Origin of the sequence: Dactylosporangium sp. CA-233914 (assembly GCF_050942935.1) — a bacterium.
Taxonomy (GTDB): domain Bacteria; phylum Actinomycetota; class Actinomycetes; order Mycobacteriales; family Micromonosporaceae; genus Dactylosporangium.
Map to the genome: position 1 here is coordinate 6364065 of NZ_CP192030.1, position 11978 is coordinate 6376042.

General features: G+C 74.1%; 13 protein-coding genes. 11 read left to right on the forward strand and 2 right to left on the reverse strand.

The features are described 5' to 3' along the window. The first annotated feature begins 142 nt into the window (after positions 1–142). The 7 genes from ACQPY0_RS28435 (at position 143) to ACQPY0_RS28465 (ending at position 6535) form a co-directional block, all read left to right on the forward strand. A complete protein-coding gene (locus tag ACQPY0_RS28435; RefSeq protein WP_432994553.1) occupies positions 143–520 on the forward strand; it encodes an effector-associated constant component EACC1 in 378 nt (125 codons plus the stop codon). Continuing rightward, the gene (locus ACQPY0_RS28440) at positions 517–2007 is read left to right on the forward strand and encodes a caspase, EACC1-associated type (RefSeq protein WP_432994555.1); all 1491 of its coding nucleotides are present in this window, start codon (positions 517–519) and stop codon (positions 2005–2007) included. Before ACQPY0_RS28435 ends, ACQPY0_RS28440 begins: the two co-directional genes overlap by 4 nt. Beyond that, positions 2004–2381: a hypothetical protein gene (locus ACQPY0_RS28445; protein ID WP_432994557.1), complete on the forward strand. Its 378-nt coding sequence runs from the start codon at positions 2004–2006 to the stop codon at positions 2379–2381. Before ACQPY0_RS28440 ends, ACQPY0_RS28445 begins: the two co-directional genes overlap by 4 nt. A gap of 200 nt (positions 2382–2581) precedes the next feature. After that, complete coding sequence (locus ACQPY0_RS28450; protein ID WP_432994559.1) at positions 2582–3913, forward strand: histidine-type phosphatase; 1332 nt, start codon at positions 2582–2584, stop codon at positions 3911–3913. An 88-nt stretch (positions 3914–4001) separates the two neighbouring features. Beyond that, positions 4002–5549 (forward strand): sensor histidine kinase, encoded by a 1548-nt coding sequence (locus tag ACQPY0_RS28455; protein WP_432994561.1) that lies wholly within the window; start codon positions 4002–4004, stop codon positions 5547–5549. 229 nt (positions 5550–5778) lie between these two features. Continuing rightward, complete coding sequence (locus ACQPY0_RS28460) at positions 5779–5925, forward strand: hypothetical protein (RefSeq protein WP_432994563.1); 147 nt, start codon at positions 5779–5781, stop codon at positions 5923–5925. Next, entirely contained in the window at positions 5906–6535 is a 630-nt protein-coding gene (locus tag ACQPY0_RS28465; protein ID WP_432994565.1) for an AAA family ATPase, read from the forward strand. Before ACQPY0_RS28460 ends, ACQPY0_RS28465 begins: the two co-directional genes overlap by 20 nt. Positions 6536–6612: 77 nt before the next feature. On the opposite strand, the gene ACQPY0_RS28470 is transcribed toward ACQPY0_RS28465, so the two are convergent. Continuing rightward, positions 6613–7863: a PP2C family protein-serine/threonine phosphatase gene (locus tag ACQPY0_RS28470; RefSeq protein WP_432994567.1), complete on the reverse strand. Its 1251-nt coding sequence runs from the start codon at positions 7861–7863 to the stop codon at positions 6613–6615. 76 nt (positions 7864–7939) lie between these two features. Then, positions 7940–8413, reverse strand: a complete 474-nt coding sequence (locus tag ACQPY0_RS28475) for a hypothetical protein (protein ID WP_432994569.1) — start codon at positions 8411–8413, stop codon at positions 7940–7942. 71 nt (positions 8414–8484) lie between these two features. On the opposite strand from ACQPY0_RS28475, the gene ACQPY0_RS28480 reads away from it, so the two are divergent. The 4 genes from ACQPY0_RS28480 to ACQPY0_RS28495 all read left to right on the forward strand — a co-directional run bounded on the left by ACQPY0_RS28480 (position 8485) and on the right by ACQPY0_RS28495 (position 11870). Then, on the forward strand, positions 8485–9066 hold the full coding sequence (locus ACQPY0_RS28480) for a DUF2231 domain-containing protein (protein ID WP_432994571.1): 582 nt from the start codon (positions 8485–8487) through the stop codon (positions 9064–9066). Between the two features lie 374 nt (positions 9067–9440). Then, positions 9441–10085 (forward strand): hypothetical protein, encoded by a 645-nt coding sequence (locus ACQPY0_RS28485; RefSeq protein ID WP_432994573.1) that lies wholly within the window; start codon positions 9441–9443, stop codon positions 10083–10085. After that, on the forward strand, positions 10082–11251 hold the full coding sequence (locus tag ACQPY0_RS28490) for a PrsW family intramembrane metalloprotease (protein WP_432994575.1): 1170 nt from the start codon (positions 10082–10084) through the stop codon (positions 11249–11251). Before ACQPY0_RS28485 ends, ACQPY0_RS28490 begins: the two co-directional genes overlap by 4 nt. Before the next feature lie 187 nt (positions 11252–11438). Further along, positions 11439–11870 (forward strand): ATP-binding protein, encoded by a 432-nt coding sequence (locus ACQPY0_RS28495; protein ID WP_432994577.1) that lies wholly within the window; start codon positions 11439–11441, stop codon positions 11868–11870. Positions 11871–11978 lie beyond the last annotated feature (108 nt).

The following is an 11978-nucleotide window of genomic DNA, read 5'->3' on the forward strand; positions in this document are numbered from 1 at the left end:
ACTCAATGATTATTGACCTATTTTCGAGTGTCAAGCCGTCCGCACGGCACGGGGTCAGGCGGCCCGGATCGCGCCGGACCGCCGACCCGGCGTACTACTGCCGCGGCCCCTCCGGTTGCCGGATCGCTCTACGATGGGCGCCATGCAGATCGGGCTGGAGCTCGTCAGCGAGCGACTCGACGCCGACGACGAGCGATGGCTCGCCGCCGAGGCTGATCTCCTCGGCAGCCTGCGCGAGGAGGTCGGTGAGGTCTCCGTCGTGCGCACGGCCGCCGCCGGGCAGAAGGGCGCGCTCGACACCGTCGTGCTGGCCCTCGGGTCCGCGGGCGCGTTCCGGGCCGCCGTCGCCTGCTTCCGGGCCTGGCTGCAGCGGGACCGCACCCGCCGCGTGCGGATCACCTGGCGCGACGGCGACGCCGTCCAGGAGATCGAGATCGACAGCGCGGGCCTGAGCGGGCCGGCGTTCGAGCGCCTGGCCCGGGCGCTCGATGCCCACCGGCCGGACGGCCCGCGAGGGTGACGCACCGCGCGCTGCTGATCGGCAACGGCCGGTTTCCGATGGACCAGGCCAACCTGCCCGAGCTGTACGGTCCCCGCAACGACGTCGTGCAGGTCGCACAGGTCCTGACCGGGGCGTCGGGCATCTTCGAACCGGCGCAGGTGACGACGGTCGTCGACCGGCCGGCGCGGGAGCTGGTCGAGGCGCTCGAGCGGTTCTTCTCCGCCGCGCGCCACGACGACGTGCTGCTCGTCTACTACAGCGGGCACGGCATGACGAGCCTGACCGGCGAGGCGCTGTTCCTGGCCGGCCACGACAGCCGCACCGACCTGCCCGTGTCCACGATGGTCAGCTCGACCCAGATCTCGGCGATGATCGACGCCAGCGTCGTGCGCAACGTCGTGCTCGTCCTGGACTGCTGCTACAGCGGCGCGTTCAAGAGCGGCGACGGCGCCGGGCCGCTGGCCGGGCGGGGCCGCTACGTCCTCACCAGCTCCCGGGCGCGCCAGCGCAGCCCCGACGCCGCCGAGCAGGACGGGCTGAGCCTCTTCACGTCGTACCTCGTGAAGGGCCTCGGCACCGAGATCGCCGGCGCGCCGCAGACGGGCGACATCACCGTCGGCGATCTGTACCAGTACGTCCACGGCGAACTGACCCGGGCCGCGACCATCATCCCGCAGCGCCGCTTCGACGGCGACGGCGACGTGGTGATCGCGCGACGGTTGACGAGGCCGGCACCGGCCATCACCGAGACGGAACTCATCGACCTCGGCACCCTGGAGCCGGGCGACAGCCTGCCGCCGGAGCGCCTTTACGCACAGATCCCCGCGGGCAAGTGGCGCGCCGAAACCCTGGCCGAGTGGGTCGACCTGCGCCCCGGCGACACGTTCGTGGAGCTGCGGTTCCGGCCCGAGCCCGGCGCCAACCGGGCCACCATCGAGATCCACGACCTGCGCTCCGGCGACGTGCGCATGGTGCGATACCTGGTGCGCCTCAACAGCACCCGGCCGCGCCCCGAGTCGCCGCTCAACCGGATCGGCACCCCACGCGGCGTCGCGGACGAGATCAGGCGAATCCTGATGTCCCTGCGGCGCGGCCTGCCCGACCGGACCGTGATCGGCCTGGTCTGCGCCGACGGCCTGCCGTGCGCGATGTTCGACGATCGGCTTCGTGAGGAGGACGTCGAGCGCTTCTCCGCCGCGACCGCGACCCTGTTGTCCACCGCCGGCGGGCTGGCCTCGATCCTCGACGGCCGCCGGTCGGCGTCAGCATCGGTTCGGTTCACCGCGGGCACGGTCGTGCTGCACCCGGTCCGGGACGAGTTGCTCCTCTGCGCGTTCGTGCCGGCCGGCCGGTCGCACGAATTCGACCGCCAGCTCATCGCCGGCGCAGCCGCCAACCTGGCCGTCCTCGGCCCGATCGACGCCGCCGACCTGCGTGATCGCCTCTACCCGGGCGGTCACGGCAACTGGGGCGCCGTGACCTACGCTACGGAGGGGACATCGTGACCGCCGGCCTGCTGTCGTGGGTCGTGGCCAGCGTGGACGGCCTCGAGGTCCGCGCTTCGCGGACCGTGGACGTGGACCCATACCTGCGGGATCGGTTCACTGCCGCCGGCACGTCGGCGTTCAATCTCGCCGAGTCGCTGCGCAGGATGTTCGAGGACCGGGCCGACCCCGGTGCCGTCATGGAGGTGGACCTCGACGGGCGGCGGGTCATCGTGTTCGGCATCAACGACCTGGAGATCGCCATCGTGGTCGCCGATCAGGACGCTGACACCAAAGCCCTCCAGGCCGCATTTCGCGACGGGGCCGCACCGGAAACGGACCAGCCCGCCGGCCCGGCCCCGGGCGACCGCCGCGGTGTCATCCCGCAGCCGTAGGCGGAGATTGCCGGCACGTTCCGCAGCCGGGGGACGCGGTGGGCGGCGGTCATCCGGGCCGGGGCGGCCCGGCCGGCGCCGCTGACGCCAGGCAGTTACTTAGCTTAGGGGCCGAGGGCGCGGCGAAGCGTCGCGTGAAGTTCATTGGCCGCTCACCGCATCCACGGCCGCGGGCCCGCCCCGGTTGCCACAGTGCGGCGGTGAAACGAACCGCTCGCGCCGGCGCCGCGCTGGCCCTCACGTTGCTGGTGCTCGCCGTCCCCTCGACCGCGCAGGCGCACGGTGCGGGATCGGTCTCACACAACTACACGACCAAGACGCCCTACTCGCCGCAGGAGCGGCTGCGGGACTACCAGCCGGTTCCGCGCGGCTTCGTGCCGGTCTTCACCGAGAACGTCGCGCGGCACGGCTCGCGGGCCATGTCCGACAGCGACGACGGCGACGCCCTGCTGGCCGTCCTGCAGCGCGCCCAGGCCGAGGGCGGGCTGACCGGGCTCGGCTCCGCGCTCGTCCCGCAGGTGCGGACGCTGCTCGACGCCGGAGCGTCGGTCGGATACGGCAATCTGTCCGGCCTCGGCGCGCGGGAGCAGCGCGAGACCGCGCAGCGCATGCAGGCCCGCCTGCCCCGGCTCTTCGCCGACATCGCCGCCCAGCGCCGGCCGATCGAGGTCCAGACCTCGGGCGTCACCCGGGCCGTGGACAGCGCCAACGCGTTCACCGGCGGCCTGACCTCCGCCGCCCCGGCCCTGACCGGGCTCGTCCAGGCCCCGGTCACGAACAAGGATGTGCTGTACTTCCACAAGCAGCCGCAGAACGCCGACTATCGGGCATACGTGGACGGCGACCCGGACCTGGCCGCGGTGCTCGCCCGCATCGACGGCCAGCCGCGCACCGCCCAGGTGGCCCGGCACGTCGTGTCCCGCCTGTTCACCCCGCGCTTCGCGGCCGGCCTGCCCGCCGACGAGCAGATCTCGTTCGCCCGCTCGCTGTTCGAGCTGTACTGCTCGGCGCCGGACCTGAGCGTCGAGGCACCCCGGGTGGACCTCGACCCGTTCCTGCCCGCCGGCGACGCGGCGTGGCTCGCGTACCTCGACGACGCCGAGGAGTTCTATCAGAGCGGCCCCGCGTTCGCCGGGCGCGACATCACGTACAAGATGGCCGGCGTCCTCCTCGACGACCTGTTCGCCCAGGTCGAGGCGAAGGCCGACGGCACCAGCGGCAAGGGCGCGGTGCTACGGTTCACGCACGCCGAGGAGATCGAGCCGCTCGCCGTCCTGCTGCAGCTGCCGGGCAGCACCAAGCAGGCGCCGCTGAACCAGCCGTACACGTACCACAACAACCCGTGGCGCGGCGCGACCGTGGCACCGATGGCCGCGAACATCCAGTGGGACCTGTATGCCAAGGGCGACGCATACCTGGTCCGGATGCTGTACAACGAGCGCGAGACCGCCTTCCCGCCGTCCTGCCACCCGATCGCCAAAGGCAGCTACTTCTACCGCCTGAACGAACTGGAGCGCTGCTTCCACCGCTGATCAGCCGTGGCATGAGGCCGGCCCGGCGGTACCTTTGCGTAGGTGTAGCTCTGAGCACCTGCGACGGGGGATTGTTGTCGCCGTCCTGGTGGCCGCGGTCGTCGGGCTGGACAGTTCCGGCCTGCTGAGTCCGTGGTGGTCGGTGGTCGTCGACGACGCGGCGCAGTTCTTCGCCGCGCTCGCCGCGACGCTGGCGTGCTGGCTCACCGCCGGGCGGCACAGTGGCGCGCAGCGGTGGTGGCGGCTGTGGATGGGGGCCGCGGCGTGCGGCTGGGCGCTCGGCCAGGTCGCCTGGACCTGGTATCAGCTCGTCCGCGGCGTCGGGCTGCCGTCACCGTCGCTCGCGGACGCCGGATACCTGGTCCTGCCACTGTTCTCGCTCGCGGCGCTCGCCGCGTTGGCCGCCGGCCCGTCCGTGCAGCACCCGCCCCGGCACCCGGCGGGGCAGCTGGTGACGGTCCTCGACGGGTTCGTCATCGTGGGCGCGCTGTTCGTGCTCAGCTGGCTGACCGTGCTGGGGCCGGTGGTGAACGCCGGCGGGGCCGGCCCGCTCACCAACGGGGTCGCGCTCGCCTACCCGGTCACCGACCTGCTGCTGGCGGTCATCGTCGTGCTGCTCATCGGCGCCTCGTCGGCCGCGGCCCGCACGCAGCTCAGCCTGCTCGGCGCCGGGCTGTTCGCCCTGGCGCTGTCCGACAGCGTCTTCGCCTACCAGGTGTCGGTGGGCGCGCACGGTATCCCGCCCCTCGCCGACGCCGGGTTCGTCGCCGGGTTCTGCCTCGTCGCCCTCGCGGCGGGCACGGTGGCCGGGGAGCCGCCCGGCTGGACGATGCGCCCGGAGCCCCGCTGGGGCTGGCTGCTGCTGCCGTACGTTCCTGTCGCCGCCATGGCCGTGGCGCTGGTTGTGCAGCGGGCGCGCGGCATCGCCCCGGACGGCGTCGCCGGGTTCGCCGCGACCGTCGTGATTGTGCTGCTGGTCGTCCGCCAGGCCGTCACCCTCGCGCGCAGCGCCGGCCTCGTGGCGTCCAGGACGCGGCTCGTGCTCGCCGCCGACGACGCCCGCCGGCAGCTCGAGCGTAACCTGCACGATGGTGTCCAGCAGCGGCTCATCGCGCTGGCGCTGGACATCCGCCGGGCCGAGGCGGACGTGCCGCCAGAGCTGACCGGGGTGCGCCACCGGCTCTCCGGCGTGGTGGCCGGGCTGAACGGCACCGCCGACGAGGTGCGGGAGCTCTCCCGGGGCGTGCACCCGGCGATCCTCACCGAGGGCGGCCTGCGGCCCGGGTTGCGGGCGCTGGCGCGCCGCTCGGCGGTCGCCGTCGAACTCGACGTGCAGGTGGACGGCCGGCTGCCGGAGCCGGTCGAGGTGGCGGCGTACTACGTCGTGGCGGAGGCGCTGACCAACGCCGCCAAGCACGCCGAGGCCACCGTGGTCTCGGTCAGCGCGTACGTGCGAGGTAGCCGCCTGCATCTGTCGATCAGCGATGACGGCGTCGGCGGCGTGGATCCACGGCGCGGCACGGGCCTCATCGGCCTGACCGACCGCGTCGATGCCCTCGGCGGCACGCTCAGCTTCGACGGTCCGCCCGGCGAGGGGACCCGCCTGGACGCCGAGTTCCCGCTGGACCGAGCCTGACGACGTTGGCACTGGTGCGGAGGTCGGGTACCCTTGTCGGCTGAGGGGGAGTAGTCCTTCGCCGGTTCATCGCCAGTTCGGAGCCCTTGTGGTTCCCGGTGGCCGGGCCCCGCCACCGGGGTGGACGAGACCTTCGACCCAGCCGGTGACGACACGTTGCCGCGGACAGGGTCGAGGTCTCGGCTGTGCGCGAGAGTTCGACTCTCGTCAGCGGCGGGAAGGACACCCGATGCCGACGCTCGCCGAGCGTATCCGCCGGTTCCTGCGCAGCCCGCAGGGACAGCAGCTCATCAACCGGGCACAGGACGAGCTGCGCAAGCCCGCCAACCGCCGCCGTCTGCAGCAGGTCGTGGCCCGTGCACGCCGCCGCGGTTGAGCACCCCGGCGCCGGCCACGACCTGCGCGGCAGCCTGGTCGCCGAGCTGCACTACGGCGCCGACGCCGTCCTCGTGGTGGCCGGCGTCCCGGGCGCGGGCAAGACGACGCTGCTGCGGCGCCTGTTCCCGTCCGGCGGCGCCGGCGTGCGGGTGCTGGACTCCGACCACGCGCGGACGTGGTGGCGGCGTTACCTCGGCCGGCTGCCGTACCGGTACTGGCGGCCGATCGTCCACACCACCCACTACCTGAGGCTGCTGCGCGCACTGCGCCGCGCGGAGCCGCTCGTCGTGCACGAGTGCGCCACCCGGCCCTGGGCCCGGCGCCTGATTTTCGCCGCCGCGCGCCGCTCCCGGCGCCGGGTCCACCTGCTGCTGCTCGACGTGAGCCCGGCCGACGCGCTGGCGGGGCAGCAGGCCCGGGGCCGGCGGGTCCGGCCGGCCGCGTTCGCCACCCACTGCCGCAACTGGCAACACGTCGTGCACGGCGAGCACCGCGAGGCCGCGACCGTCACGCTCATCGACCGGGCGGGCGCGGCGCATCTGAGCGCCATCCGGTTCCGCCCGGCCACACCGGAGCTCGCCGAGGCGCGCGGGGTCCGCGTTGGGTAAGACTGATGGAGTGTCGTCCCGCGTCGCGCTCGCCGAGCGGGGACCGCAGGGGGCGCAAGGCGGCGCGGCCCCACTGACTATCCGGTGGTGCGGCGCAGGGCCAGGACCGCGATGTCGTCCGTCGGCGCGTGGTCGCCGAGCATGGCCGCCATGACGGTGCTGCACAGCGTTTCCGCCGGGGGCAAGGTCGTGGCCGGGGCCAGGGTGGCCGCCGCCGTCAGCCGGGCCAGGCCGGCGTCGATGGACCGGTCGCGGCGCTCGACGAGCCCGTCGGTGTAGAACATCAGCCCGGTGCCGGGCGGCAGCGGCAGCGTGGTGGTGCGCCGCTCGATGTCGGGGTACGTCCCGAGCGGCAGATCCGGGCGCACGGTGGTGAGCACGCCCGGCCCGTGGGGGTGTACCGCGACGGGCGGCAGGTGGCCCGCGTTGGAGATGGTGACCGTGTCGAGGCCGGGCGGGATCACGGCGTAGATGGCGGTGGCCATCGCGTCGGGCTCGAACCGCTGGATCTTGCGGTCCAGGCGGGCCAGGACGTCGGCGGGATCGTCGGTCTCCAGGGCGTAGGCGCGCAGCGCGGAGCGGATCCGGCCCATGACGACCGCGGCGCGCAGCCCGTTGCCGGCCACGTCGCCGACGGCCAGGCCGATGCAGCCGGAGGGCAGCTCGAACACGTCGTACCAGTCGCCGCCGACGCCGACCTCGGCGCCGGGCACGTATCGCACGGCGACGTCCAGCCCGGCGATGCTCGGCGGCCGGCTCGGCAACAGGCTGCGCTGCAGGGCCCGGGCGGCGGCCCGGTCGAGGCTGTGCAGCCGGGCCTGGGTGGCCGGGGCGATCCGGTCGGCGACGAGCTGCAGCAGCTCCACGTCGGGCGGGGAGAACCGGCGCGGGGTGCGGGTGCCGACGTACAACACCCCGATCACCCGCCCCTCGGTGATCATCGGTACGCCGAGCAGCGAGGCGATGTGCTCGGCGTGCAGGACCGGGCTGACCACGTTGGTGTCATCGACGTGCTCGATGACGACCGGGCCCGCCGCGGCGGCGACCCGGCCGGCGAAACCCCGCCCGACCGGCACGCGCACGCCCTGGTACACCTCCGGCTCCAGCCCGCTGGCGGCGGTCGCGATCAGCTCGGTGCCGGTGGCGTCGAGCAGCATCACGGTGGCGGTGTCGGCCTGCAGCAACGCCCGCGCCCGCACCAGCAGCTCGTCGAGCAGGTCCTCCAGCCCGAGCCGGGACAGGGCCGTGTCGGTGATCTGCTGGATGCGGCTCAGCTGATCCTCGCGGCCCGCGAGAGCCTCGGCGGACCCGGAGCGCCGCAATGGCATAGGTCCTCCTGCGCGCTGGGTCGAGCGATGCGCCGATCGTACCGGCGGCACCTGGCCCGCGCCCGTCGACGGTCCCTCACTCGCGCGTGGCGGCCAGCGTCGCGTACGTCACGGCGCCGTAGAGCACGTGCGGTACGGCATCCGAGGCCCACTCCTGGGCCGACCAGGTCCGCGGGTCGCTGATGCCGAACAGCCTGAGCGGCACGTCCGCCAGCGCCATCGCCGCCGCGCCGATGAGCGCAACCCCCGCCGCGGCGGGCACCGACCGGCGCTGCCGGGCCAGCGCCGCGTCCGCCGCGCCGGCGAGCGCGCCGACGGCGACGCCGACCGCGGTGCCGACCAGCGGCCCGAGGCCCCGCAGCCGGTTCTGGCGCGTCTCACCGGCCCCGGGCACGTCCAGCCCGACGTCTCCGGCGGCCTTCTCGACCAGGTCCTGCGGCGCGGAGCTGGCGGGCCGGCCCCGGGCGGCCATGTCGAGGTAGCCGGCGGCGTTGAGCGCGGTGGTACCGGCGGCGCCGGCGAGCGCGCCCCGCAAGAATCCGGAGGTCATCGCGGACCGGTACCCGTCCGCGGTACGGGCAAACGGTGTTTCGCCCGCCGCCGGTGGGGCACGCGGGTGCCATGCGCAGACTCCTGAACAGGCTCGAAGGTGCCCGAACACTCGACCCGGCCGCCGGGGTGCTGCGGCGGCTGGCGCGGGCCACCGCCGGGCGGGACCGGCTCAGGCCGGCGCTGCACGGCGACTGGTTCGGCCACCCGCTGCACCCGGCCGTGGTGCAGTTCCCGGTCGGTGCCTGGATGAGCGCCGTCGTCCTCGACGCGCTGCCCGGCCGCGACACGCCCGGCGCCCGGCACGCGGCGACGGCCCTGGTCGCCGCCGGCTGCGCGGGCGCGCTGCCCGCCGTCGCCACCGGCACGGCCGAATACACGACCCTGGACCCGGCCCAGCGACGGGTGGCGGTCGTACACTCGGCGGCCAACGCCACCGCGCTGGGGCTGTTCGCGGCGTCGGTGCTCGCCCGGGTGCTCGGCCGCCACGGGTGGGGCCGCGCGCTGAGCCGCACCGGGCTGGGCGTGGCCGGCGTCGGGGCCTACCTCGGCGGCCACCTCACGTTCGCGCAGGGCGCCGGGGTGCAGCGGGACGCGGGGCCGTCAGCGGCACCGACCTCGGCGGAGCTGGCCACCTCGGCCGCCCGCCACTGATCGCCTCAGGTGTCCGCCCGGGCGGGCGTGAAGATCTCCTCGACGCGCAACCGCCGGGCCGTCACGCGGCGGAGCTGAGTGGATCGGGTGCCGGGGTCGTTCGCCCGATCTCGTTCATCGTTCGGAAATCCGCCGTGCAGCCCGCCGAAACCGGCATCGTGTTGCAGTCTCGGTGCCTGTGTATTTCTCGGGGGACGAACCCCCGCCTGGTCCGGTGTTCGAGCAGCTCAGACGGTTATCCACAGATGGGGGCCGTCGCTGTCCACAGCTGTGGACAGCGGTATAACAAATCACGCATTGGCGCTGTATTCCTACATACCGTACATCACGGACGCGGGCATCGCGGGGTAGCTTTCGTTTACGGGGGCGGTCGCGTGACAACGCCGGTGGGAGAGCATCCGCAGGACTGGGGCCCGGCCCGGCGCCGGTGGTTCGGGCTCGACCGCCGGACGCTCGGGCCGGCCCTGGTCGTCCTGCTGGTCGGCGTCCTGCTGATCTACGGATGGCCGGCGCTGAACACCGTGGTCCCGTGGCACAACGAGATCAAGCCCGGTGACGTGCTCGACCTCGGCGACAGCGCGACGGCCGTCCCGCCGGTCGGCTGGCAGCTGGAGGACGGGGTGCTGACCGGCACCGCCGGCGCGAGCCCGGAGGCGCTGAAGGTCGTGCTCGTCAAGGGCGGTGCGACGATCGAGCTGCGCGGCACGGCGTATTCGGGCACGGCGGAGGAGTTCCTGACCCAGGTGCAGCGCGCGGAGGGCGTGGCCGGGCCGGGCGTGCTGGGGCCGCGGGCCGCGCTGACCACCGGCGCGGGCCTGGTCGGGGTCGTGCAGGCCGGCCGCGGACCCGGCGGCGACGGGCTCGACGCCGCGTTCAAGATGGCCGTCGGCAACGACGAGGACGCGCGGGCGGCGCCCGCGCTGCTGGTGCGGGTCCGCACCGCGCCGGGCCAGTTCGAGCAGTACCGCGGCGACGTGACCGCCCTGCTGCACAGCATCGCGCCGGGGCCGCGACCATGACCGGCGGCATCGCGCCCGACGCCCGGCGGGCGCAGCTCGCCGCGATCGAGGAGTCGGGCTGGGGGCAGCCGTTCCGCCTCGTCCAGCCGCGCAACGCCGCCTTCTGGGTCTACCTGTTCGGCGTCGTGGTCGGCGCGGTGAACATGCTGCGCTTCTTCGGCCGCGGGGCCGGCTTCTACACGCCCGCGCTGGCCGGCGGCGTGCTGCTGTTCGGGCTCTACCTCGTGCCGTGGCTGCTGCTCCTGCGCTGGAACAACCGGTACACCGCCCAGCCGGCCGGCCTGCTCGCGACCGGGTTCGTCTGGGGCGGCGTCGCCGCGACCTTCTGGATCGCGCTGCCGGCCAACACCGCGCTGCTGGAGCTGTGGACCAAGATCGGCGGCACCGCCTTCGCGGCCGGCTGGTCGGCCGGGCTGACCGCCCCGATCAACGAGGAGTGGGCCAAGGCGCTCGGCCTCGTGCTGCTCATCGGGCTGGCGCCGCGCCTGGTCCGCGGCGCCTACGACGGGTTCATCATCGGCGCGTTCATCGGCCTGGGCTTCCAGGTGTTCGAGGACGTCCTCTACACGTACAACGCCGCGACCCAGGCCTTCGGCGTCGACCAGGTCGGCTCGACGCTGCACATCCTGCTCGTGCGGGGCGCCGCCGGGATCGTCTCCCACGCGCTGTTCAGCGCGATCTTCTGCGCCGGGATGATGTGGGTCGTCAGCCGCGTGCCGGGGGAGCGCAACGTGCCGCGGGGCGTGCTGACGATGCTGGTGGCGATGGTGTTCCACTTCACCTGGGACGACATGTCCGGTCTCGTCGGCTACGGGCTCCTGGCGCTGGTGCTGCCGTTCGTCCTCGCGGCGGTCGAACTGGTCGTGCTGTTCTACGTCCGGCGCCGCGCCGCGCGGCAGGAGCGCGCCTGGATCAGGAGCATGCTCGCCCCCGAGGCCGAGGCCGGGGTCCTCGACCCGGCACTGCTCGACGCGGTCACCGGCCTGCGCAGGGAGCGCAAGGTGTACCGCCGCAGGGTGCACAGCCGCCGCGCGGCACGCCGCCTCATCAGGGCCGCCGGCGCCCTGGCCCGCGAGATCGCGCACGCGGGCGGGCAGGAGACCCGGCGGGTCAACCGTGCGCGCGTCGAGCTGCTCCGGCAGCGGCAGGCCGCCGGTCCCGCCTGACGCGAGGGTCCGTCGACACCTCGATTGATCGCGCTCGCGGGAGACGGGTGCACGGTCGCCGGCCGCGCCCACGCGAATCGCTGTTTGCATCCGCCGACGGTGGAGAACCTTTCCAGCATGTCGACACGCGTCCGTCCGCCGGCGCCGGTCCAGGCGGCCCGGTGCGGCGGTACGCCCGGGGAAAGCGATGCATGATGCAGGCGACGCGATGTCCGAGGCGCCCGGGGTGGCGCGGTGGTGGCCGCGGCGCGGCACCGACGTCTCGGTCTGCGCGGCCGCCCGGGCCTGGGTGCTCGCGGCGCTGCCGCACCTGCTCGCCCGGCCGGCCGAGGGCCGGCTGCGCGACAACGTCGAACTGCTGGTCTCGGAGCTGACCGCCAACGCGCTGCTGCACGCCGGCGGGGTCGAGTACATCGATCTGTACTGCACCGGCAGCGTCCTGCGCATCTGCGTCCACGACCAGGTCTCCACCCCCGCCGTCGCGCGGCACGCGCCGCCGGACGAGGCCGAGCACGGCCGGGGCCTGCTGCTCGTCGACGCCCTCGCCGCGCGCTGGGGCGTCGAGGAGCACCCCGGCGCCGGCAAGGACGTCTGGCTCGAACTACCGATCGACCGCTGAGGAATCGCGTGATGCCGCGCAACGCGTCGGGCGTGGCCACCGCCATCTCGGCAACGGCCCGCGGGCCCACCCTTTGGGAGCGATCCCACGCAAGGTCAGCCGCCCGGC

What these genes read in the sequence shown, in the direction of transcription:
- ACQPY0_RS28435 (WP_432994553.1), top strand. Translation starts at nt 143, where the DNA reads ATGCAGATCGGGCTGGAGCTCGTCAGCGAGCGACTCGACGCCGACGAC.
- ACQPY0_RS28460 (WP_432994563.1), top strand. Translation starts at nt 5,779, where the DNA reads ATGCCGACGCTCGCCGAGCGTATCCGCCGGTTCCTGCGCAGCCCGCAG.
- ACQPY0_RS28470 (WP_432994567.1), bottom strand. Translation starts at nt 7,863, where the DNA reads ATGCCATTGCGGCGCTCCGGGTCCGCCGAGGCTCTCGCGGGCCGCGAG.
- ACQPY0_RS28475 (WP_432994569.1), bottom strand. Translation starts at nt 8,413, where the DNA reads ATGACCTCCGGATTCTTGCGGGGCGCGCTCGCCGGCGCCGCCGGTACC.
- ACQPY0_RS28480 (WP_432994571.1), top strand. Translation starts at nt 8,485, where the DNA reads ATGCGCAGACTCCTGAACAGGCTCGAAGGTGCCCGAACACTCGACCCG.
- ACQPY0_RS28490 (WP_432994575.1), top strand. Translation starts at nt 10,082, where the DNA reads ATGACCGGCGGCATCGCGCCCGACGCCCGGCGGGCGCAGCTCGCCGCG.
- ACQPY0_RS28495 (WP_432994577.1), top strand. Translation starts at nt 11,439, where the DNA reads ATGCATGATGCAGGCGACGCGATGTCCGAGGCGCCCGGGGTGGCGCGG.